Genomic DNA, 22,336 nt, shown 5'->3' with positions numbered 1-22,336 from the left:
GAGAAGGGCCAAGTCCCCGCTGCCCTTCTCCCCGTACCAGCCGCCGCTTCCGGCTCGGCCCACTGCCCGAGCCGGGAGCGGCTTCGGTACGTCAGCCGGCCAGCTCCGGCACCACCCGCTCCCCGAACAGCCGCAGACTCCGCCACCCCTCCTCCACCGGTATCCCGCCCGACAGCGGATGCAGCACGTAGTTGTCCAGCCCCTGCGCCACGCACTCCTCGGGCGTCAGCATCCGGTAGACGCCCTCGGCGCGCAGCTCCTCGACCGTCGTGGCCGCCGACTTCACGGCGGACCGGATGTCGCCGGACTGCCAGGAGGCGTACGTCCGGGCCTCGTGCAGGAAGTGGTGGCCGTGCTCGGCCCACGCGCGGTCAGGATCCTCGGTGATGTGCAGCAGCGGGGTCTCGGCGGCCGGCATCATCGTCCAGCCCTCCGTGCCGTACTCGACGAGCCGTTCCTTGTAGTAGGCCTCCAGCTCGGGCAGGTGCGCGCTCGGGAAGAGGGGAAGCCCCAGACGGGCGGCGCGCCTGGCCGCCGCCTTCGACGAGCCGCCGACAAGGAGGAGGGGATGCGGATCGGTGCACGGGCGCGGAGTGACCCGTACCGTACGGCCCTGATACGTGAACTCTTCCCCGGTCCAGGCCTTCAGCAGGGTTTCCAGCAGCTCGTCCTGGAGCTTGCCGCGCCGCTTCCAGTCGGCGCCGAAATGGGCGTACTCCTCGGGCCGGTATCCGATCCCGGCGACCGTGACCAGCCGCCCGCCGCTCAGCAGATCCAGTACGGCGATGTCCTCGGCGAGCCTCAAGGGGTCGTGCAACGGGCCGATCACCGCGGACACCGTCACCGCGATCCGGCGCGTCGCCCCGAACACCGCTCCCGCGAAGACGAACGGCGAGGGCAGCCAGTTGTTGGCGACGCCGTGGTGCTCCTCGGTCTGGACGGTGGTGATGCCGTGGGCGTCGGCGTACGCGGCCATCTCGATCGCGGCCTGGTAGCGGGCGCGGAGCTCGGCGGGGGTGGCGTCGGGGGCGACCAGGTTGAAACGTACGACGGTGACGGGCATGGGACCGATCCCCTTCGTCGGCGGTGTGGAGGGGACGGTAGCTGACGCATCGTCAGGTAGCCAGGGTGTGGTCGTGCAAGGTGCGGCCTGCGGCAAACGGAGAGGGTGTGTCACGGCCCACCGGATGGGTCGTGACACACCCTGGGGACGCTGCTCCGCGTACCCGACGGGATTTCGCATACTGGTCCCGTTGTGACTCCGCCTCTGGGGGCTTCCCGGCCGACGAGAGGTAGGACGGCGGACCAGCCCGGCCCGCAGGGCGCACAGCCCTACGCGGACAACGATCGGCCGGGCGCGAGGTCACACCCCATACTGGTGTGGTTATGGAAACCGTCATCCTTGCTGTAGTCATCGCCGTGGTCGTGCTCGGTGTGCTCGGTGGGCTCGTCGTCGGCAGCCGCAGGAAGAAGCCGCTGCCCCCGGCGCCCCCCACGACACCCGACCTCACCGCCCCTCCGGCCGAGCCGCACGTCGGCGACGAGGCCGAGACGCCGCGCGACGAACCGCGCCGCACGATAGAGGAGGTGGACCTCCCGGAGGGCGCGGACGCCTCGTCCGTCGCCGTCGAGGAACCTCCCGCCCCCGTGATCGAGGTGCCGGAGCCCACCGCCGGGCGGCTGGTCCGGCTGCGCGCCCGGCTCTCCCGGTCGCAGAACGCGCTCGGCAAGGGGCTGCTCACGCTCCTCGCGCGCGAGCACCTCGACGACGACACCTGGGAGGAGGTCGAGGACACCCTCCTCACCGCCGACGTCGGCGTCCAGCCCACTCAGGAACTCGTCGAGCGGCTGCGCGAGCGCGTGAAGGTGCTCGGCACCCGTACGCCCGCCGACCTGCGCGGGCTGCTGCGCGAGGAACTGCTCCACATCCTCGAACCCGGGTTCGACCGGACTGTGAAGACCGACTCGAACCTCGACACCCCGGGCATCGTGATGGTCGTCGGAGTCAACGGCACCGGCAAGACCACCACCACCGGCAAGCTGGCGCGCGTGCTCGTCGCCGACGGGAAGAACGTGGTTCTCGGTGCCGCCGACACCTTCCGGGCCGCCGCCGCCGATCAGCTCCAGACCTGGGGCGACCGGGTGGGGGCGCGTACCGTGCGCGGTCCCGAGGGTGGTGACCCCGCGTCGATCGCCTTCGACGCCGTCAAGGAGGGCATCCAGGCCGGCGCCGATGTCGTGCTGATCGACACCGCCGGGCGGCTGCACACCAAGACCGGGCTCATGGACGAGCTCGGCAAGGTCAAGCGCGTCGTCGAGAAGCACGCCCCGCTGGACGAGGTGCTGCTCGTGCTGGACGCCACGACCGGGCAGAACGGGCTCGTCCAGGCCCGCGTCTTCGCCGAGGTCGTCGACATCACCGGCATCGTGCTCACCAAGCTCGACGGCACCGCCAAGGGCGGCATCGTCATCGCCGTACAGCGCGAGCTGGGCGTGCCGGTGAAGCTGATCGGGCTCGGCGAGGGGGCCGACGATCTGGCGCCGTTCGAGCCGGAGGCGTTTGTTGACGCCCTTATCGGGGAGTGACGGCCACCTCAGGGAATCCGTAGGTCCACGAAGAGACGCCCGCCCCCAAGGTGCAGTTGGGGACGGGCGTCTTGCTGTGCGGACTGGGCCTAGGCCCGCGACCTGTGTGCCACGTAGGCCAGCGTCCCCAGCAGCAGCCTGGCCGCCGGCGGCTTCGTCGCCGTGTCCAGGGCGGGTGGGCGCAGCCAGGTGACCGGGCCGAGGCCGCCCCGGTCGGACGGGGGCGCCGTGAGATACGTACCGGTGCCCAGGCCGTGCAGGTCGAGGGTCGCGTCGTCCCAGCCCATGCGGTAGAGGAGCTCGGGGAGTTCGGTGGCGGCGCCGGGGGCGACGAAGAACTGGGCGCGGCCTTCCGGGGTGGCCGTGACCGGGCCGAGGGGGAGGCCCATGCGTTCCAGGCGGACGAGGGCGTGGCGGCCGGCGGGTTCGGCGACCTCGATCACGTCGAAGGCGCGGCCCACGGGGAGCATGACCGAGGCGCCGGGGAACTGGCCCCAGGTGTCGGTGACTTCGTCGAGCGTGGCGCCGGCCGCGACCCGGGGGGCGAAGCTCAGGGGGTGGGCACCCGGCGTGGGGCAGTCGGTCAGGCCGCAGGAACAGGCTCCGCCGGCCGCGCGGGCCCCGGCGATCACGTCCCAGCCCCAGAGGCCGGTGTACTCGGCCACGGCGGTGCACTCGGAGGACCGGCCGCGGCGGCGCGTACCAGGCCGGATTTCGCGGATACCCCGGTTGCTGCCGATCGTGAAGCCCATGCCCCCTCCAACGGGTCCGACGCACCGGTGGTTACGATTTGCAAGCAGAACGTAACCCTGCGTCTCCAACTGATCGACACCCCTGCCCGCCATCCCCCGTTCCAGTCGGCGCCCAGTTGTGCCTCGGGTAGTGCGCTCGGCGGCGCGCGCCCTCGCGTGCATCGCTCCGCCCGCTCCCGACCGTCCACTGTCAAGTGAATCCCCTGTAGGTGCCCGTGAGTTCATTCGAAGGGGTGGCGAATGGTGGCGTTTCCTGGATCGCCATGGCTGAAGCCGTGATCGTGGGATTACTTTGAGTGCACGAGGCCTTGGGGCACATGCGCGGGTGGGTATGCCGGAGGCAAGTCGGCTTCCCGTTCGAAGGGTGAGAACTGCCGGACGCGAAGCCTATTTACCGGCATTCTGATAGGGCTTGGCGCATTCGGCGACAAGAGGTCTCAGGGATGGGGGCGTTCCAGTGGGCGGCAACGGCGGAAGCGCGACGAGCGCTGACAAGCGCCCGAATGAGCTGCTCGGCTCGTGGTTCGTGCGCAGCGGCTGGTCCAAGGGCGAGCTGGCGCGCCAAGTGAACCGGCGGGCACGCCAGTTGGGTGCCAATCACATCTCGACGGACACCTCGCGGGTCCGGCGCTGGCTCGACGGAGAGAATCCGCGCGAGCCCATCCCGCGCATCCTGTCCGAGCTCTTCTCCGAGCGCTTCGGCTGTGTCGTCTCCGTCGAGGACCTGGGGCTGCGCACCGCCCGCCAGTCCCCGTCCGCCTCCGGCGTCGACCTGCCCTGGACGGCCCCCCAGACCGTCGCCCTGCTCAGCGAGTTCTCCCGCAGCGACCTGATGCTGGCGCGCCGCGGCTTCCTCGGGACCGCCCTGTCCCTCTCCGCGGGCCCCACCCTCATCGAACCCATGCAGCGCTGGCTCGTCCCGGTGCCGCCCGCTCCGCCGGAGGAGCCCGAGCACCCGTCCGCCGCGCGCCGGGCCGGCCGCCTCTCCCAGCCCGAGCTGGAGCTGCTGGAGTCGACCACCGCGATGTTCCGGCAGTGGGACGCGCAGTGCGGCGGCGGCCTGCGCCGCAAGGCGGTGGTCGGACAGCTGCACGAGGTGACGGACCTCCTCCAGGAGCCCCAGCCCGAGGCCACCACCCGCAAGCTGTTCAAGGTCGCCGCCGAGCTGGCCGAACTCGCCGGCTGGATGTCGTACGACGTGGGACTCCAGCCGACCGCCCAGAAGTACTTCGTCCTGGCCCTGCACGCGGCCAAGGAGGCCGGCGACAAGCCGCTCGGCTCGTACGTCCTGTCGTCCATGAGCCGTCAGATGATCCACCTCGGCCGGCCGGACGACGCCCTCGAACTGATCCATCTCGCGCAGTACGGCAGCCGTGACTGCGCGAGCCCCCGCACCCAGGCCATGCTGTATGCGATGGAGGCGCGCGCATACGCCAATATGGGGCAACCCGGAAAGTGCAAGCGGGCCGTGCGGATGGCCGAGGACACGTTCGCGGACGTACACGATTGGGACGAGCCCGATCCCGACTGGATCCGCTTCTTCTCCCGGGCCGAGCTGTACGGCGAGAACTCCCACTCGTTCCGTGACCTTGCCTATGTCGCCGGCCGCAGCCCCACCTACGCCTCCCTGGCCGAGCCCCTGATGCGCAATGCCGTCGACCTGTTCGCGAAGGACACCGATCACCAGCGGTCGTACGCACTGAATCTGATCGGCATGGCCACCGTCCACCTCCTCCAGCGGGAGCCCGAGCGGGCCACGGTGCTGGCCGCCGAAGCCATGGTCATCGCCAAGAAGGTGCGCTCAGAGCGCGTCAACACTCGTATCCGAAAGACCGTCGACACGGCTGTCCGCGACTTCGGGGATCTCACCGAGGTCGTGGACCTGACCGACCAGCTCGCGATCGATCTGCCCGAGACCGCCGAGGCGGTCTGAAACCCCGGAACCCCGGCCGCGGCAGGCCCTCCCGACAGCCCGACTCGGCTCCCCCGCCAGGTCATCGGAAGGCCCGCCGCGGTCGGACCCCCGCCACGGGCGAAGGTTGCGCCACGATAACGATCGGCGCGTCCAACATCCGGCAGTTCATCGATCCGTAACACACAAGGCACCTTCGTCACTGCGGCGAAACATCGAGGGGCGTCGACCGAAACGGCGCTGCGTCAATGTCTGGCGCATAACCGGCCCACCCCTCAATCCGCTCAGGCTTCGCCCGCACGGGGCCGTACCAAATGACGAGGAGACGCCGATGGCATCAGCCGCCATCACGCTAGCCGCAGACGCCGCTCCCAAGCTGTCTGCCGCAAACACCGGGTTCATGCTGATCTGTTCGGCCCTGGTGTTGCTCATGACCCCCGGTCTCGCCTTCTTCTACGGAGGCATGGTCCGCGTCAAGAGCACCCTGAACATGTTGATGATGAGCTTTATCAGCATCGGCATCGTCACCCTTCTGTGGGTGCTGTACGGCTTCTCCCTCGCGTTCGGCACCGACAAGGGCAGCCTCATCGGCTGGACCTCGGGTTGGGTCGGTCTCAGTGACATCGGCACGACCGATCTGTGGGACGGCTACAACATCCCGATCCTGACCTTCATGGTCTTCCAGATGATGTTCGCGATCATCACGCCCGCCCTGATCAGCGGTGCTCTCGCGGACCGCGTGAAGTTCTCGGCCTGGGCGCTGTTCGTAGCCCTGTGGGCCACCGTCGTGTACTTCCCCGTCGCCCACTGGGTATGGGGCGCGGGCGGCTGGGCCTTCGAGCTCGGCGTCATCGACTTCGCCGGTGGTACGGCGGTCCACATCAACGCGGGTGCCGCGGCGCTCGGTGTGATCCTGGTCATCGGCAAGCGCGTCGGTTTCAAGAAGGACCCGATGCGCCCGCACAGCCTCCCGCTGGTCATGCTCGGCTCCGGCCTCCTGTGGTTCGGCTGGTTCGGCTTCAACGCCGGCTCGTGGCTGGGCAACGACGACGGCGTCGGCACGCTGATGTTCGTCAACACGCAGGTCGCCACCGCCGCCGCCATGCTCGCCTGGCTCATCTACGAGAAGATCCGCCACGGCGCGTTCACCACGCTGGGCGCCGCCTCCGGCGCGGTCGCGGGTCTGGTCGCCATCACCCCCTCGGGCGGTGCGGTCTCCCCGATCGGCGCGATCGCGGTCGGCGCCATCGCCGGTCTGCTGTGCGCCATGGCTGTCGGCCTCAAGTACAAGTTCGGTTACGACGACTCGCTCGACGTCGTCGGTGTCCACCTCGTCGGCGGTGTCGTCGGCTCCCTGCTGATCGGCTTCTTCGCCAGCGGCAAGGGCCAGTCGGAGGTCGAGGGCCTCTTCTACGGCGGCGGCCTCGACCAGTTCTGGAAGCAGTGCGCCGGCGTCTTCGCCGTCCTCGGCTACTCCCTGGTCGTCTCCGCGATCCTCGCCTTCCTCCTCGACAAGACGATCGGCATGCGAGTCCCCGAGGACGACGAGATCGCCGGCATCGACCAGGCCGAGCACGCCGAGACCGCATACGACTTCAGCGGCGCCGGCGGCGGCGCGGCCCGTACGTCCGTCCCGGCCGGTGTCGGGGGCGCGAGCAAGAAGGTGGACGCATGAAGCTCATCACCGCCGTTGTGAAGCCCCACCGTCTCGACGAGATCAAGGAGGCCCTCCAGGCCTTCGGGGTCCACGGTCTGACAGTCACCGAAGCGAGCGGCTACGGTCGTCAGCGGGGCCACACCGAGGTCTACCGGGGCGCCGAGTACACGGTCGACCTGGTACCCAAGATCCGTATCGAGGTCCTTGCCGAGGACGACGACGCCGAAGGTCTGATCGACGTCATCGTCAAGGCGGCCCGTACCGGCAAGATCGGTGACGGCAAGGTCTGGTCCCTCCCGGTCGAGACGGCTGTCCGGGTCCGGACCGGCGAGCGCGGCCCGGACGCGCTCTGAGGCAGCAAAAAAGAACAGGAGTCGCTGGGTGACGAGTACGGACGTGCGTAAGGATGCAGAGGACTCGGGACCCAGCGGCTATGCGGCGGCCCGGCTGCGCCTCCTCACTGAGGAGGCGCGGTCCGGGCCGCCGCGCCGTGCGGCCCTGGCAGAACTGACGGACGAATGGCTGAGCGGCCTGTTCACAGCGGCCGCCGAAGGACTGCGCGGAGTCTCCCTGGTCGCCGTCGGCGGCTACGGCAGAGGTGAACTCTCCCCACGCAGCGACCTGGACCTGCTCCTTCTGCACGACGGCAGCGACTCCGCCGGCGTCGCGGCCCTGGCGGACCGCCTCTGGTACCCCGTCTGGGACCTGGGCCTCGCCCTGGACCACTCCGTCCGGACCCAGTCCGAGGCCCGCAAGGTGTCGGGCGAGGACCTCAAGGTGCAGCTGGGTCTGCTGGACGCCCGCCACCTGGCCGGCGACCTCGGTCTCACGGCCGGCCTGCGCACCACCGTCCTCGCCGACTGGCGCAACCAGGCGCCCAAACGCCTCCCCGAACTCCAGGAACTCTGCGCCGAACGGGCCGAACGCCAGGGCGAGCTGCAGTACCTCCTCGAACCCGACCTCAAGGAGGCCCGCGGCGGCCTGCGCGACGCCACCGCCCTGCGCGCCGTCGCGGCCTCCTGGCTGGCCGACGCCCCCCGCGAGGGCCTCGACGACGCGCGCCGCCGACTGCTGGACGTCCGCGACGCCCTCCACCTGACGACCGGCCGCGCCACCGACCGCCTGGCCCTCCAGGAACAGGACCAGGTCGCCGCGGAACTCGGCCTCCTCGACGCCGACACCCTCCTGCGGCAGGTGTACGAGGCGGCACGCGTCGTGTCGTACGCCAGCGATGTGACCTGGCGCGAGGTGGGGCGCGTACTGCGATCACGCGCCGTACGTCCGCGCCTGCGCGCCATGCTGGGCGGCGGCAAACCGGCGCCGGAACGTTCCCCACTGGCAGAGGGCGTCGTGGAGCAGGACGGCGAAGTGGTGCTCGCCCGCGCCGCGCGCCCCGACCGCGACCCCGTGCTGCCCCTGCGCGCCGCAGCCGCAGCCGCCCAGGCGGGTCTCCCGCTCTCCCTGCACGCGGTCCGCCGCATGGCAGCGGCAGCACGCCCGCTGCCGACGCCGTGGCCGGCCGAGGCGAGAGAACAACTGGTGACGTTGCTGGGCTCGGGCCGCCCGACCATCGAGGTCTGGGAGGCACTGGAGGCCGAGGGCCTGATCACCCACCTTCTCCCCGACTGGGAGCGCGTCCGCTGCCGCCCGCAGCGCAACGCCGTCCACATCTGGACGGTCGACCGCCACCTGATCGAAACGGCCGTCCGGGCCTCCGAGTTCACCCGCCGGGTCAGCCGCCCCGACCTCCTCCTCGTCTCCGCGCTGCTCCACGACATCGGCAAGGGCTGGCCCGGCGACCACTCCGTCGCGGGCGAGATCATCGCGAAGGACGTGGCCGCCCGCATCGGCTTCGACCGCGCGGACGTGGCAGTGCTGGCCACCCTCGTACGTCACCATCTGCTGCTCGTCGACACCGCCACCCGGCGTGACCTGGAGGACCCGGCCACCGTGCGCTCGGTCGCCGAGGCCGTCGGCACGCAGAGCACCCTCGAACTGCTCCACGCGCTCACCGAGTCCGACGCGCTGGCGACGGGCCCGGCCGCCTGGTCGACCTGGCGCGGTTCGCTCGTCGCCGACCTGGTGAAACGGGTCGCCGCCATGCTCTCCGGGGACGCCCCCGAGGAACCCGAGGCCGCCGCACCCACCGCCGAACAGGAACGGCTCGCCATCGAGGCGTTCCGCACGGGCGGCCCGGTGTTGTCGCTGCGCGCCCAGACGGAGCCCCCGGCAGAGGCGTCGGCGGAGGAGTCCCCGACGCCGGCCGCGGGCGAACCCGAACCCCTCGGCGTGGAACTCCTGATCGCCGTGCCGGACCAGCCGGGCGTCCTGCCCGCCGTGGCCGGCGTCCTCGCGATGCACCGGCTGACCGTCCGCACGGCGGAACTGCGCACACTGGACCTTCCCGACGGCGTCGAGGGCGCGGTCCTGCTCCTCGACTGGCGCGTCGCCGCCGAGTACGGCTCCCTGCCCCAGGCGGCCCGCCTGCGCGCCGACCTCGTACGGGCCCTGGACGGCTCCCTGGACATCGCGGGCCGCCTGGCCGAGCGCGACGCGGCGTACCCACGGCGCCGGGGTGTCGTGGCGCCGCCGGCCCGGGTGACCGTACATCCGGCCGCGTCCCGGCTGGCCACGGTGATCGAGGTGCGCGCCCAGGACGCCCCGGGGCTGCTGCACCGGATTGGGCGGGCACTGGACGACGCGGGGGTGCGGGTGCGGAGCATGCACGTCAGCACGCTGGGGTCCAATGCCGTGGACGCGTTCTACGTGACCACGGGCGGGGGTGCGCCTTTGCCGGGGGGCGAGGCATCCACAGTGGCGCGGAAGCTGGAGGAGATGTTGCGGGGGTGACCGCCCCCGCGGGGTTTTCCGTCCCCGCTTGCTGAATACGCAGGCGGGGACGATTTGCTTGCAGGGCCGGATACTCTGGAGAACAGCCCACTCTGCCCCCTACTCCGAGGACCGACGCCGCCGTGTTCGATACTCTCTCCGACCGCTTGTCAGCGACTTTCAAGAACTTGCGCGGCAAGGGGCGCCTGAGCGAGGCGGACATCGACGCCACGGCCCGCGAGATCCGCATCGCGCTCCTCGAAGCCGACGTGGCCCTGCCGGTCGTGCGGACGTTCATCAAGAACGTCAAGGAACGTGCCCTCGGTTCTGACGTATCCAAGGCCCTGAACCCCGCCCAACAGGTCCTCAAGATCGTCAACGAAGAGCTGGTCACCATCCTGGGTGGTGAAACCCGGCGCCTCCGCTTCTCCAAGCAGCCGCCGACCGTCATCATGCTGGCCGGTCTCCAGGGTGCCGGTAAGACCACCCTCGCGGGCAAGCTGGGCAAGTGGCTCAAGGACCAGGGGCACTCGCCCCTCCTCGTCGCCGCCGACCTCCAGCGCCCCAACGCCGTCAACCAGCTCAGCGTCGTCGCCGAGCGGGCCGGGGTCGCGGTCTACGCGCCCGAGCCGGGCAACGGGGTCGGGGACCCGGTCAAGGTCGCCAAGGACTCCATGGAGTTCGCGAAGACCAAGGTCCACGACATCGTGATCGTGGACACCGCCGGTCGCCTCGGTATCGACGCCGAGCTGATGCAGCAGGCCGCGGACATCCGGGACGCGGTCTCGCCGGACGAGATCCTCTTCGTCGTCGACGCCATGATCGGACAGGACGCCGTCAACACGGCCGAGGCCTTCCGGGACGGCGTCGGCTTCGACGGTGTCGTCCTGTCGAAGCTCGACGGTGACGCCCGTGGTGGTGCCGCGCTCTCCATCGCGTCGGTGACCGGCAAGCCGATCATGTTCGCGTCGAACGGTGAGAAGCTCGACGACTTCGACGCGTTCCACCCTGACCGGATGGCCTCCCGCATCCTCGACATGGGTGACCTCCTCACCCTGATCGAGCAGGCGGAGAAGACGTTCAGCCAGGAGGAAGCGGAGGCAATGGCCTCCAAGCTGGCGTCCAAGAAGGGCCAGGACTTCACCCTGGACGACTTCCTGGCCCAGATGGAGCAGGTCAGGAAAATGGGCAGCATCAGCAAGCTGCTCGGAATGCTGCCCGGCATGGGCCAGATCAAGGACCAGATCAACAACCTCGACGAGCGCGATGTGGACCGTACGGCGGCCATCATCAAGTCGATGACCCCGGCCGAGCGCCAGGACGCGACGATCATCAACGGGTCGCGCCGCGCCCGTATCGCCAAGGGTTCCGGTGTCGACGTCAGCGCGGTCAAGGGCCTGGTCGAGCGGTTCTTCGAAGCTCGCAAGATGATGTCCCGCATGGCCCAGGGCGGCGGTATGCCGGGGATGCCCGGGATGCCGGGCATGGGTGGCGGCCCCGGCCGGTCGAAGAAGCAGCCCAAGCAGGCCAAGGGCAAGCAGCGCTCCGGCAACCCGATGAAGCGCAAGCAGCAGGAGCAGGAGGAGGCCGCGCGCAAGGCCGCCGGTCCTCAGGGAGCTCCGGGCGGCGCGTTCGGCCTGCCGGGCCAGCAGGCCGGCCAGGACTTCGAGCTGCCGGACGAGTTCAAGAAGTTCATGGGCTGAGATGTCGATGATGTCGATCAACTGAGAAGTTGATCAGCTGATACGAGACGTGTGTACGTCGTTCAGGGCGCCCCTCGCCGGAGGGGCGCCCTCGTGCGTTCAGCGCGTGCGCGCCCGGGGTGGAGCGGCCCAGGGGGAGCTCACGTCGTCCGGGCGATGAGGTACCGGAAGACGTTTGGCATCCAGATCGTCCCGTCCCGCCGCTGGTGCGGATGCAGCGCCTCCGCCAGCTCCTTGTCGACCTGTTCCTGGCCGGTCGCCGTGATCGCCGCGTCGAACAGCCCCGTCGACAGCAGCCCTCGTAACGCGCTGCCCATGTCCGCGTACCCGAACGGGCATGCCACCCGCCCGGAGCCGTCCGGGCGCAGGCCTGCCCGCTGGGCGACCTCCTCCAGGTCGTCACGGAGCGAGGGGCGCCAACTGCCCATGACCCGCAGCGGATCGGCGAGCCGGGCCGCGACCCGCAGCACGGCCGACGTGGCGCAGCGCTCCGGGGGACCCCAGCCTGCCAGCACCACCGGTGTGCCGTGCCCGGCCGACGGCACCGCCGCGGTGAGCATCTGGCCGAGCCCCTCGGAGTCGCCCGCGAGGCAGCCGATCGGCTCGAACGCGGTCACCAGGGTGTACGCGGGAGCGTCCCCCTCCTCAGGGGGACTCGCCACGAGCCGGGCCTCGGCACGCGCGCGTGTGCCCGGCGATTCGGGCAGCAAACGCTTCCGCGCGAGGCTCAGTCGTTCCGGTGACGATGCCTCGACACCGGTGACGGTGGCGCCTCTTGAGGCCGCCATCAGCAGGGCCAGGCCCGAGCCGCAGCCGAGGCCGAGGAGTCGGGTGCCGGTGCTTACTTCCAGCCGCTCGTAGATGGTCTCGTAGAGCGGTACGAGCATCCGCTCCTGGATCTCCGACCAGTCACGCGCGCGTGTGCACAGGTCCACGCGGGTCGCCGGACCCGCGTGAGGCTGGTGCTGCCGCACGAGCGTAGGTGTCATCGAAAGCGCCCCAATCCGCCGAGAGTTGCCGCTGTTTCCGATGTGGTGGCCCCCGTACAGTGCGCTCGCACTTCCCCCGTATGCCAGGAAACTCCGCACCCGAGCCGCCGTCCATAGGTAGTTGGGCCGAGGTTGCGTGCTCGCTGTGCTCACGAAAAGAATTCACATGCCGGCAACGTGGGCCCGTAGCATCGCGTCATGGCAAAGGCACCCGTACTCACGCCCCAGGCAATTGACTTTCCCCGCTGGTACCAGGATCTGGTCGGCAAGGCGGAGTTGGCCGACAACGGTCCGGTGCGGGGGACCATGGTCATCCGGCCGTACGGGTACGGGCTGTGGGAGCGGATGCAGGCCGAGATGGACACGCGGATCAAGGAGACTGGCGCGCAGAACGCCTACTTCCCCCTGCTGATCCCGCAGTCGTACTTCGCCAAGGAGGCCGAGCACGTCGAGGGATTCGCGCCGGAGCTGGCCGTGGTCACGCATGCCGGCGGCAAGGACCTCGAAGAGCCCGCGGTGGTGCGCCCCACCTCCGAGATGATCATCAACGACTACTTCTCGAAATGGGTGCAGAGCTACCGCGACCTGCCCCTGCTGATCAACCAGTGGGCGAACGTGGTGCGTTGGGAACTGCGCCCCCGAATCTTCCTCCGTACGACGGAGTTCCTGTGGCAGGAGGGCCACACCGCGCACGCCACCCACGAGGACGCCCGCGACTTCGCCGCACACATCCACCGGAACGTCTACGAGGACTTCATGGTGAACGTCCTGGCGATGGACACCGTTCCCGGCCGCAAGACGGTCAAGGAGCGCTTCGCGGGCGCGATCAACACCCTCACGCTCGAAGGCATGATGGGCGACGGCAAGGCCATCCAGATGGCCACCAGTCATGAACTGGGCCAGAACTTCGCCAAGGCGTTCAACACCCGCTATCTGTCGAAGGAAGGCAGGCAGGAACTCGTCTGGCAGACCTCCTGGGGCTCGACGACCCGCATGATCGGCGCCCTGGTGATGGCGCACGGCGACGACAACGGTCTGCGGGTCCCGCCGCGCCTCGCCGCGATCCAGGCCGTGGTCCTCGCGATCAAGGGTGACGACGCGGTTCTGGCCAAGGTCCGCGAGATCGGCGACCGGTTGAAGGCGGCAGGCGTCCGCGTGCACGTGGACGACCGCACGGACGTGCCCTTCGGCCGGCGCGCCGTCGACTGGGAGCTCAAGGGCGTCCCCGTACGCATCGAGGTGGGCCCCCGTGACCTGGAGAACGGCACGGCGATGCTCGCCCGGCGTATTCCGGGCGGCAAGGAGCCGGTGGCCCTCGACGCGCTCGTACGTCTGCTGCCCACTGTCCTCGAAGAGGACCAGGCACTGCTGCTGGCCCAGTCGCGTGAGCGCCGGGAGGCCCGTACCTCGGACGTGTCGACGTTCGAGGAGGCCGTGGAGGCGGCGACCGCCGGCGGCTGGGCGCGCATCCCCTGGGCGGTGCTCGGCGAAGAGGGCGAGGCCAGGCTCGGTGAGCACGCGGTGACCGTACGGTGTCTGGTCGCCGCGGACGGGTCGGTGCCCGACGCCGACGACGCACCCGGTAACGTCGCCATCGTCGCCCGCGCCTACTGAGGCGGGGACAAGAGCGACCGAAACGCCTCTTGCGTACCGGCCGACCACAGGTACCACGGCGTGCGGACAACGTGTACGCGTCGGGTCGTACGTGGGGCTACGCACCGGCTTGGTATGAGCTGTGAGGCTTCTCCGCAGATCAGCGCACCCGCCCTCGTCCGGACGCATCAGTCGCAACTGACGGGTACGTGCAAATTATTTGGGATGGCCCGGAATCGGAACACAGCGGCACCCAGGCTCGTTGTCATTACGTGAGCACGACACAGACACCACCTGTTCTCGCCGCAGAGCTGGCGCAGGCGTGGGCCGACATTCAGCGGTACCACCCCGAGCTGCCCGATCTTGCCGCGCCCGAGTCCCTGATCGGAGAGTCGTCGTCCGCCTGCGGGCACGCGCTCTCCTTCGAGCGACTGCTTCATGAGGCAGTCCATGGCATCGCAGCCGCCCGCGGAGTCCGCGACACATCCCGGGCCGGCCGGTACCACAACCGCAGATTCCTCGCGATCGCCGAGGAGCTGGGCCTGGACCACCCGGAGGAACCGCACCCCAGCAGCGGCTTCTCGCTGGTCACGCTCAACCCCGAGGCCAAGCGGCGCTACCGCCCCACCATGGAGCGGCTGCAGCGCGCCCTGAAGGCGCACACGGTCGCCACCACCTCCGACACGACCCGCACCTTCCGCGGGCCGGCCGCCCGGCACGGCTCCTCCGGGGGAGGGGTGCGCGTGAAGGCCGTCTGCGACTGCGGTCGCAACGTGCGCGTCGTCCCGTCGGTGCTGGCACAGGCTCCGATCGTGTGCGGCGGCTGCGGCAAGCCGTTCCGAATCCCCGAGATCGTGGGCGCCGGCGCCGCCTGAGGCTCCGTTCCGTCGCGTGATCGAGCCCGGCATCTCGTGGGTGCCGGATGAACACGTGGGGGAGTGCGCGGTTCGCGGGCGGTCGCCTGTACGGGCATCCGGAGCGCCGGGTGCCCGTACAGGCCTGGCCAGGTCATGCCCCGGGTCGGCGCGGCCCGCAGGGTGTGGCAGAATGGCCAGCTGTACTCGACAGCCGCACAGGAACCCTCTCGCCTCCGGCTGACGCGTCCATCGGGCACTCGGGTACCGCAACCCCACGCGGCAATCTCGCCGTGCCCAACCACGTCAATTCCAGGAGAACCCACTCCCGTGGCAGTCAAGATCAAGCTGAAGCGTCTGGGCAAGATCCGTTCGCCTCACTACCGCATCGTCGTCGCCGACTCCCGTACCCGCCGTGACGGCCGGGCCATCGAGGAGATCGGCCTGTACCACCCGGTGCAGAACCCCTCGCGCATCGAGGTCGACACCGAGCGTGCGCAGTACTGGCTGGGTGTCGGCGCGCAGCCGACCGAGCCCGTTCTCGCCATCCTCAAGCTGACCGGCGACTGGCAGAAGTTCAAGGGTCTGCCCGCCCCGGCTCCGCTGCTCGTGGCCGCTCCGAAGCCCGCGCGTCCGCTGTTCGAGGCCCTCGGTGGCGACGACACGGGCAAGGGTGAGGCCATCACCCAGAAGAAGAAGACTGAGAAGAAGGACGAGGCCGCCGCCGAGTCCACGTCGACCGAGGCCTGAGCATGCTCGAGGAGGCTCTCGAGCACCTCGTGAAGGGCATCGTCGACAACCCCGACGAAGTGCAGGTCGCCTCGCGCGACCTGCGTCGCGGGCGCGTTCTGGAGGTCAGGGTCCATCCCGACGACCTCGGTAAGGTGATCGGCCGCAACGGCCGTACCGCACGTGCCCTGCGCACCGTCGTGGGTGCCATCGGCGGACGCGGTGTCCGTGTCGACCTCGTCGACGTGGACCAGGTTCGCTGATCACCACGTAGCACCGGCTCGGGCCGGGGAGGGCCACTTGGGCCGTCCCCGGCCCGTAGTCGTACGACAGGAGATTCCAGAAAGTGCAGCTCGTAGTCGCGCGCGTGGGCCGCGCCCACGGCATCAAGGGCGAAGTCACCGTAGAGGTACGTACGGATGAGCCGGAACTGCGGCTCCCGCCCGGTGCCGTCCTCGCCACCGACCCGCCCACGGCGGGCCCGCTGACCATCGAGACCGGCCGTGTGCACAGCGGCCGTCTCCTGTTGCGCTTCGCGGGCGTACAAGACCGTACCGGCGCCGAGGCCCTGCGCAACGTCCTCCTGATCGCCGACGTCGACCCCGAGGAAATGCCCGAGGGCGAGGACGAGTACTACGACCATCAGCTGATGGACCTGGACGTGGTCCTGGCCGACGGCACCGAGGTCGGACGCATCACCGAGATCTCACACCTGCCCTCCCAGGACCTCTTCGTCGTGGAGCGACCCGACGGCAGCGAGGTGTACATCCCGTTCGTCCAGGAGATCGTCCTGGAGATCGACCTGGAGGAGCAGCGGGCGGTCATCGACCCGCCGCCGGGGCTGATCGACGACCAGGCGGAAGTCGCCTCTTCGAAGGATGACGAAGACTCTTCGAAAGCCGACGACTGATGCGTCTCGACGTCGTCACGATCTTCCCCGAGTACCTCGAACCCCTGAACGTCTCGCTCGTCGGCAAGGCACGCGCGCGTGGACAGCTGAATGTGCACGTGCATGATCTTCGGGACTGGACGTACGACCGCCACAACAAGGTCGACGACACGCCCTACGGCGGGGGCCCGGGAATGGTCATGAAGACCGACCCCTGGGGCGACGCGCTGGACGACGTACTGGCCGAGGGATACGAGACCGGCTCCCGGGCGCCCGCGCTGGTGGTGCCCACGCCCAGTGGCCGCCCCTTCACCCAGGCGCTCGCCGTCGAGCTGTCCGAGCGGCCGTGGCTCGTCTTCACGCCCGCCCGCTACGAGGGCATCGACCGGCGTGTCATCGACGAGTACGCCACCCGGATGCCTGTGTACGAGGTGTCCATCGGCGACTATGTGCTCGCCGGCGGCGAGGCGGCCGTACTGGTGATCACGGAGGCCGTCGCGCGGCTGCTGCCCGGAGTTCTCGGCAACGCGGAGTCGCACCGGGACGACTCCTTCGCGCCGGGTGCCATGGCCAACCTCCTGGAGGGGCCCATCTACACCAAGCCGCCCCAGTGGCGCGGCCGGGAGATCCCGGACGTGCTGCTCAGCGGCCATCACGGAAAGATCGCGCGCTGGCGCCGGGACGAGGCGCTGCATCGTACGGCGGCCAACAGGCCCGACCTGATCGAGCGGTGCGACGCGTCGGTCTTCGACAAGAAGGACCGCGAGACGCTCTCCATCATGGGGTGGCAGCCTTCCGCCGACGGCCGATTTTGGCGCAGGCCAGAGGGCATGGAAGAATAGGTCGCTGTTGTGCGTCGTCCGGCGTGCGCCCCTGCCACGGGGGGACACGACGCCCGCCCCGGCACGGACAGCATCCTTCCGTAAATCAAGCTCCCGTTGATGACCTGTGGCATCAACGAAGAAAGCAGACGAAATGTCTCACCTGCTCGACTCCGTCGACTCCGCGTCGCTGCGCAGCGACATCCCGGCCTTCCGCCCGGGTGACACCGTCAACGTCCACGTCCGCGTCATCGAGGGCAACCGCTCCCGTGTGCAGCAGTTCAAGGGCGTAGTCATCCGCCGCCAGGGCGCCGGTGTCCGCGAGACCTTCACGGTCCGCAAGGTCTCGTTCTCCGTCGGCGTCGAGCGCACCTTCCCGGTGCACACCCCGATCGTCGAGAAGATCGAGCTGGTCACGCGTGGTGACGTGCGTCGCGCCAAGCTGTACTACCTCCGTGAGCTGCGCGGCAAGGCCGCGAAGATCAAGGAGAAGCGCGACAACTGAGCTTTTGGCGAGCCCGATATAAAGAAGGCTCACATCGAGGCCGGATAGCATCCTGCCCCGATGAACACCGAAGCACAGCCGACGGAGCGCGACCGCTCCTCCCGCCCTGTTCGATCCGAGGAGATCTCGGACACCGAAGGGCCGGAGGGCCGGTCGCGTTTCGCGTTGGTGTCCCGGGCGGCCGAGTGGCTCCCGGGCGGACGGATCACCCTGACCGTGCTGGTCTGCCTGCTCTTTCTGCTCCTCTTCAGCAGGTTCGTCCTCCAGCCGTTTGAAATTCCCAGCCGCTCGATGGAGAGCGGATTGAGGATCGGGGACCGCGTTCTCGTAAATAGGTTGGCGTACCGTTTCGGTGCCGAGCCGCAGCGCGGTGACGTCGTCGTGTTCGACGGAACCGGCTACTTCGGGCACGCCGACTACATCAAGCGCGTTGTGGGTGTGGGGAGAGACCACGTGGTCTGCTGCGACAAGGAGGGGAGAATCGAGGTGAACGGCCGGTCGGTCGACGAGTCGACGTTCCTTTACCCCGGAGACAACCCGTCCACGGTGTCCTTCGACGTAGTGGTGCCCGAGGGCAGACTCTTCCTCCTGGGGGACCACCGCAGCGACTCCAGCGACTCCCGGGACCACCTGGGTTCGCCCGGCGGGGGCATGGTCCCCGTCGGCAGAGTCATCGGCCGGGCCAGTTGGATCGCCTGGCCCCGCGGCCACTGGACCCGTCTGGACCGTCCCGGCGCGTACGCGCGTGTGTCTGCCTCGGACGGCGCCCATGGGTAACCGCGGCAAACCGCGCGGCGTGCCGATCACCGCCGCCGACCAGCTGCTGCCCACCGGCTCCCGCCGGGCGGCCGGCGCCGCCGCCAGGCCGGGCCGGGCCGAGCGACGCAAGCTTCAGCGCAAGGTCAAAGCGCGCAGACGGCGCTCGGCCGTCAAGGAGATACCGCTCCTTGTGGGCGTCGCTGTGCTCATAGCCCTGGTCCTGAAGACGTTCCTAGTGCAGGCGTTCGTGATCCCGTCGGGCTCGATGGAGAACACGATCCAGATCGGCGACCGTGTCCTCGTGGACAAGTTCACCCCCTGGTTCGGCTCCAAGCCCCAGCGCGGTGACGTCGTCGTCTTCAAGGACCCCGGCGGCTGGCTCGACGACGAGCCGACCACCGCGAAGGGCGAGGACCCCATCGTCGTCAAGCAGGTCAAGCAGGGGCTCACCTTTATCGGCCTGCTGCCCTCGGACAACGAGAAGGACCTCATCAAGCGTGTCGTCGCGGTCGGCGGCGACACCGTCAAGTGCTGCGACTCCCAGGGGCGCGTGACCGTCAACGGCATGCCGCTCAACGAGACGACCTACATCCATCCCGGCAACAAGCCGTCGTCGTTCACCTTCGAGGTGAAGGTCCCCGAGGGGCGCCTGTTCGTGATGGGCGACCACCGGGCCAACTCCGCCGACTCCCGGTACCACCGCACCGAGGGGTACGGCGGCACTGTCTCCGAGAACTCCGTGGTGGGCCGGGCCATGGTCATCGCCTGGCCGTTCGGTCACTGGACCCGCCTGGAGGAGCCGGACACGTTCTCGTCGGTGCCGGGCGGGTCGGCCACCGCCCTCGGCGCGTCGCATAGGGTGGCTTCCGCGGATCGGTATGGATCGATCCCGCTCCCGACCCCTGCGGAACTCCCGCTCGTTATGGGAGTGGTGGGCCTGCGTCGCATCCGGCGCGGGCGGCGGTTCGGAGTGAGGAGTGGATGTGGGGGATTTGGCGGTCGGCGCACGGTCCGGACAGGACGGTCCCGAGGAAAAGCGCCCCGCGGAGCCGGTTCCACCGGCCGCAGAGGACGCCGTCCCCGCCGAGAGTGACTCCGGGGCCCCAGGGCCCTCGGGGAGTGGCTCAGGGTCCTCCGGGACGGGCAGTGGGGACTCCGGGGACGACACGGCGCAGGACCTCGACGAGTCCGGCCACAAGCCCAGAAAGCAGCGCTCCTTCTGGAAGGAGTTGCCGCTGCTCATCGGTATCGCGCTGGTGCTCGCGCTGCTGATCAAGACCTTCCTGGTCCAGGCGTTCTCCATCCCCTCGGACTCCATGCAGCACACGCTGGAGCAGGGCGACCGGGTCCTGGTCGACAAGCTGACGCCGTGGTTCGGCTCCGAGCCCGAGCGCGGTGAGGTCGTCGTCTTCCACGACCCCGCCGACTGGCTGGCCGGCGAGCCGATCGTCGAACCGAACCCCGTGCAGCGGGTCCTCGGCTGGATCGGCCTGATGCCGTCCGCCAACGAGAAGGACCTCATCAAGCGCGTCATCGGAGTCGGCGGCGACACCATCGAGTGCAACGGCACGGGCCCGCTGAAGGTCAACGGGAAGGCACTCGAGGAGCCGTACGTGTACGCGGGGAACACCCCGTGCAGCGTCGACGACCAGGGCGGCCAGTTCAAGGTCACGGTACCGACGGGCAAAATCTGGGTCATGGGTGACCACCGGCAGAACTCGCTGGACTCCCGGTACCACCAGGAGGACAAGAACGCGGGCTTCGTGCCCGTGGACAACGTGGTCGGCCGCGCCATCGTGGTCGCCTGGCCGCCCACCCGCTGGGACACGCTGCCCATTCCCGACACCTTCGACCAGAACCTGAGCGCCGCCGCCCCGGGCGCGCTGGGCCTCGCGGGCGCCGTCCCGCTGGTGCTGTGGCGCAGGCGCCGCGCGGCCGGTCGTACGACTACTCCGGTTACCGTCGGAAACTCCGGTGTTCCCGGGTCGGGTACCGCCGGGTAGGGTGCCGTCCCAGGCAGCGATCTGGGAGACCACTGGAATGAGCAGTACGACGACACGTACGGACGAGGGCCGCGGACGGCTCGGCAGCAAGCTGTCGGGACTGGCCGTGGCCCTCGGCTGTGTGCTCTTCCTCGGCGGCTTCGTCTGGGGCGCGATCCTCTACCAGCCGTACACGGTGCCGACCGACTCCATGTCGCCCACCATCGTGGCCGGTGACCGGGTGCTCGCCCAACGGATCGACGGCGGCGACATCAAGCGCGGTGACGTCGTGGTCTTCAGACAGGCGAGCTGGGGCAACATGCCCTTGGTCAAGCGGGTCGTGGCCGTGGGCGGCGACACGGTCTCCTGCTGCACGGACGGCAAGCTGGTCGTCAACGGCAAGCAGATCCAGGAGTCCTACCTGCGCAAGGGCCAGCTTGCCGAGCTGACCGACATCCCCTCGATCACGGTCCCCGAGGGGCGCCTGTTCCTGCTCGGTGACGAACGCACCGGCTCCCTGGACTCCACGGCGCACCTCACGGAGGCCTTCAACGGCACGGTGTCGCGCAGCTCGGTGGACGCGCGCGTCGACGCCGTGGTGTGGCCCATGAACGGCATGCTGGCCCGTCCCACGGGCTTCGAGCCCCTGGGGGGCCTGTCCACCCCGGGTCCGTTGCGGCTGCTCACCGTCGCGATCGTGGTGGGCGGGGTGCTCGTCCTGGGCGGCGGCGCCTACGGGCCGATCGCGAAGCGGGCGGCGAAGCGGCGAGGAGTCGCGGTGGCGGAGCCTGCCGGTGCCCGCTGACGCGGTGGGCGGTGCGGACGACTCGTACGCCGGTGGCATGCGCAAGGTGGCCCGGGTCGTGCTCCTCGATCCGAAGGACCGGATTCTGCTGCTGCACGGGCACGAGCCGGACGATCCGGCGGACGCCTGGTGGTTCACCCCCGGCGGCGGTCTTGAGGGCGACGAGACGCACGAGGAGGCCGCGCTGCGGGAACTCGCGGAGGAGACCGGCATCACCGAGGTCGAACTCGGTCCGGTGCTGTGGCGGCGCCGCTGCTCCTTCCCGTTCGCGGGGCGCCGCTGGGACCAGGACGAGTGGTACTACCTGGCCCGTACGGACCGGACCGAGACCCGGGCCACGGGCCAGACCGAGCTGGAACGGCGGAGTGTCGCCGGAGCACGCTGGTGGACGTGCCAGGAACTGACCCGGGCACATGAGACGGTGTATCCGACCAGACTCGCCGAGCTCCTGCGCAAGGTGCTCGACGAAGGCCCCCCGGCCACGCCCGACGTCCTCGACACGGAAATCGTCTAGGGGCTCGCGGTACTGGCGCACAATGGGGGGACGCACGGCTGAAGGGGAACATGCCATGAGCGCCGAGGACCTCGAGAAGTACGAGACCGAGATGGAGCTGAAGCTCTACCGGGAGTACCGCGATGTCGTCGGTCTGTTCAAATACGTGATCGAGACCGAACGGCGCTTCTACCTCACCAACGACTACGAGATGCAGGTGCACTCGGTCCAGGGCGAGGTGTTCTTCGAGGTGTCCATGGCGGACGCCTGGGTGTGGGACATGTACCGGCCGGCCCGGTTCGTGAAGCAGGTACGGGTGCTCACGTTCAAGGACGTGAACATCGAAGAGCTGAACAAGAGCGATCTGGAGCTCCCGGGCGGCTGACCGTGACCCGGGCGGGTGGCGGAGTTATCCACAATGCCAAGGTTGTCCACCAAGATCCAATAGCTCTTTGAACTGCCCGCATTGTTGGCGCCG

22 protein-coding genes are annotated in these 22,336 nt (G+C 69.5%); 19 read left to right on the top strand and 3 right to left on the bottom strand.

The window, feature by feature from the left end:
* Positions 1-91: 91 nt before the first annotated feature.
* A complete protein-coding gene (locus tag OG734_RS12245) occupies positions 92-1,063 on the bottom strand; it encodes an LLM class flavin-dependent oxidoreductase (protein WP_330287524.1) in 972 nt (323 codons plus the stop codon).
* Between the two features lie 323 nt (positions 1,064-1,386).
* Here OG734_RS12245 and ftsY point away from each other — a divergent pair, with 323 nt between their 5' ends.
* Positions 1,387-2,586, top strand: coding sequence for a signal recognition particle-docking protein FtsY (ftsY, locus tag OG734_RS12240; protein ID WP_330287523.1), 1,200 nt, complete (start codon positions 1,387-1,389; stop codon positions 2,584-2,586).
* 89 nt (positions 2,587-2,675) lie between these two features.
* On the opposite strand, the gene OG734_RS12235 is transcribed toward ftsY, so the two are convergent.
* Complete coding sequence (locus tag OG734_RS12235) at positions 2,676-3,338, bottom strand: bifunctional DNA primase/polymerase (RefSeq protein ID WP_330287522.1); 663 nt, start codon at positions 3,336-3,338, stop codon at positions 2,676-2,678.
* A gap of 457 nt (positions 3,339-3,795) precedes the next feature.
* On the opposite strand from OG734_RS12235, the gene nsdA reads away from it, so the two are divergent.
* The 5 genes from nsdA to ffh all read left to right on the top strand — a co-directional run bounded on the left by nsdA (position 3,796) and on the right by ffh (position 11,439).
* Positions 3,796-5,271 (top strand): transcriptional repressor NsdA, encoded by a 1,476-nt coding sequence (gene nsdA / locus OG734_RS12230; RefSeq protein WP_330287521.1) that lies wholly within the window; start codon positions 3,796-3,798, stop codon positions 5,269-5,271.
* 310 nt (positions 5,272-5,581) lie between these two features.
* Complete coding sequence (locus OG734_RS12225; protein ID WP_330287520.1) at positions 5,582-6,925, top strand: ammonium transporter; 1,344 nt, start codon at positions 5,582-5,584, stop codon at positions 6,923-6,925.
* Complete coding sequence (locus tag OG734_RS12220) at positions 6,922-7,260, top strand: P-II family nitrogen regulator (RefSeq protein ID WP_006379495.1); 339 nt, start codon at positions 6,922-6,924, stop codon at positions 7,258-7,260. The genes OG734_RS12225 and OG734_RS12220 overlap by 4 nt, the downstream gene beginning before the upstream one ends.
* A 28-nt stretch (positions 7,261-7,288) precedes the next feature.
* Positions 7,289-9,757 carry a [protein-PII] uridylyltransferase gene (locus OG734_RS12215; RefSeq protein WP_330287519.1) on the top strand — a complete coding sequence of 823 codons (2,469 nt, stop codon included), beginning with the start codon at positions 7,289-7,291 and terminating at the stop codon, positions 9,755-9,757.
* Between the two features lie 122 nt (positions 9,758-9,879).
* On the top strand, positions 9,880-11,439 hold the full coding sequence (gene ffh, locus OG734_RS12210) for a signal recognition particle protein (RefSeq protein ID WP_330287518.1): 1,560 nt from the start codon (positions 9,880-9,882) through the stop codon (positions 11,437-11,439).
* Between the two features lie 140 nt (positions 11,440-11,579).
* Here the strand turns inward: ffh and OG734_RS12205 are convergent, their stop codons facing one another.
* Positions 11,580-12,428 (bottom strand): SAM-dependent methyltransferase, encoded by an 849-nt coding sequence (locus tag OG734_RS12205; protein ID WP_330287517.1) that lies wholly within the window; start codon positions 12,426-12,428, stop codon positions 11,580-11,582.
* 198 nt (positions 12,429-12,626) lie between these two features.
* Between OG734_RS12205 and proS the strand changes: the two genes are divergently transcribed.
* The 13 genes from proS (at position 12,627) to OG734_RS12140 (ending at position 22,243) form a co-directional block, all read left to right on the top strand.
* Positions 12,627-14,042: a proline--tRNA ligase gene (gene proS / locus OG734_RS12200; protein WP_330287516.1), complete on the top strand. Its 1,416-nt coding sequence runs from the start codon at positions 12,627-12,629 to the stop codon at positions 14,040-14,042.
* 251 nt (positions 14,043-14,293) lie between these two features.
* Positions 14,294-14,896 (top strand): hypothetical protein, encoded by a 603-nt coding sequence (locus OG734_RS12195; protein ID WP_053739767.1) that lies wholly within the window; start codon positions 14,294-14,296, stop codon positions 14,894-14,896.
* 309 nt (positions 14,897-15,205) lie between these two features.
* Complete coding sequence (rpsP, locus tag OG734_RS12190; RefSeq protein ID WP_330287515.1) at positions 15,206-15,625, top strand: 30S ribosomal protein S16; 420 nt, start codon at positions 15,206-15,208, stop codon at positions 15,623-15,625.
* A 2-nt stretch (positions 15,626-15,627) separates the two neighbouring features.
* Positions 15,628-15,867: an RNA-binding protein gene (locus OG734_RS12185; RefSeq protein WP_006373563.1), complete on the top strand. Its 240-nt coding sequence runs from the start codon at positions 15,628-15,630 to the stop codon at positions 15,865-15,867.
* An 83-nt stretch (positions 15,868-15,950) separates the two neighbouring features.
* Complete coding sequence (gene rimM, locus OG734_RS12180; RefSeq protein ID WP_330287514.1) at positions 15,951-16,514, top strand: ribosome maturation factor RimM; 564 nt, start codon at positions 15,951-15,953, stop codon at positions 16,512-16,514.
* Positions 16,514-17,335, top strand: coding sequence for a tRNA (guanosine(37)-N1)-methyltransferase TrmD (trmD, locus tag OG734_RS12175; protein ID WP_330287513.1), 822 nt, complete (start codon positions 16,514-16,516; stop codon positions 17,333-17,335). The genes rimM and trmD overlap by 1 nt, the downstream gene beginning before the upstream one ends.
* A 133-nt stretch (positions 17,336-17,468) precedes the next feature.
* Complete coding sequence (rplS, locus tag OG734_RS12170) at positions 17,469-17,819, top strand: 50S ribosomal protein L19 (RefSeq protein WP_013000407.1); 351 nt, start codon at positions 17,469-17,471, stop codon at positions 17,817-17,819.
* Positions 17,820-17,879: 60 nt separating this feature from the next.
* Positions 17,880-18,596: a signal peptidase I gene (gene lepB, locus OG734_RS12165; RefSeq protein ID WP_330287512.1), complete on the top strand. Its 717-nt coding sequence runs from the start codon at positions 17,880-17,882 to the stop codon at positions 18,594-18,596.
* A complete protein-coding gene (gene lepB, locus OG734_RS12160) occupies positions 18,589-19,671 on the top strand; it encodes a signal peptidase I (RefSeq protein ID WP_330287511.1) in 1,083 nt (360 codons plus the stop codon). The genes lepB (OG734_RS12165) and lepB (OG734_RS12160) overlap by 8 nt, the downstream gene beginning before the upstream one ends.
* Positions 19,562-20,581: a signal peptidase I gene (gene lepB / locus OG734_RS12155; RefSeq protein WP_330287510.1), complete on the top strand. Its 1,020-nt coding sequence runs from the start codon at positions 19,562-19,564 to the stop codon at positions 20,579-20,581. The genes lepB (OG734_RS12160) and lepB (OG734_RS12155) overlap by 110 nt, the downstream gene beginning before the upstream one ends.
* A gap of 37 nt (positions 20,582-20,618) precedes the next feature.
* Positions 20,619-21,365, top strand: a complete 747-nt coding sequence (gene lepB / locus OG734_RS12150; protein WP_330287509.1) for a signal peptidase I — start codon at positions 20,619-20,621, stop codon at positions 21,363-21,365.
* Between the two features lie 37 nt (positions 21,366-21,402).
* Positions 21,403-21,879 (top strand): NUDIX hydrolase, encoded by a 477-nt coding sequence (locus tag OG734_RS12145; protein WP_330293639.1) that lies wholly within the window; start codon positions 21,403-21,405, stop codon positions 21,877-21,879.
* Between the two features lie 55 nt (positions 21,880-21,934).
* The gene (locus tag OG734_RS12140) at positions 21,935-22,243 is read left to right on the top strand and encodes a DUF2469 domain-containing protein (RefSeq protein WP_003965949.1); all 309 of its coding nucleotides are present in this window, start codon (positions 21,935-21,937) and stop codon (positions 22,241-22,243) included.
* The last annotated feature ends 93 nt before the right edge of the window (positions 22,244-22,336 follow it).

The sequence above is a fragment of the Streptomyces sp. NBC_00576 genome, from assembly GCF_036345175.1.
Classification (GTDB): Bacteria; Actinomycetota; Actinomycetes; order Streptomycetales; family Streptomycetaceae; genus Streptomyces.
This window is presented reverse-complemented; position numbering and strand designations above follow the sequence as displayed.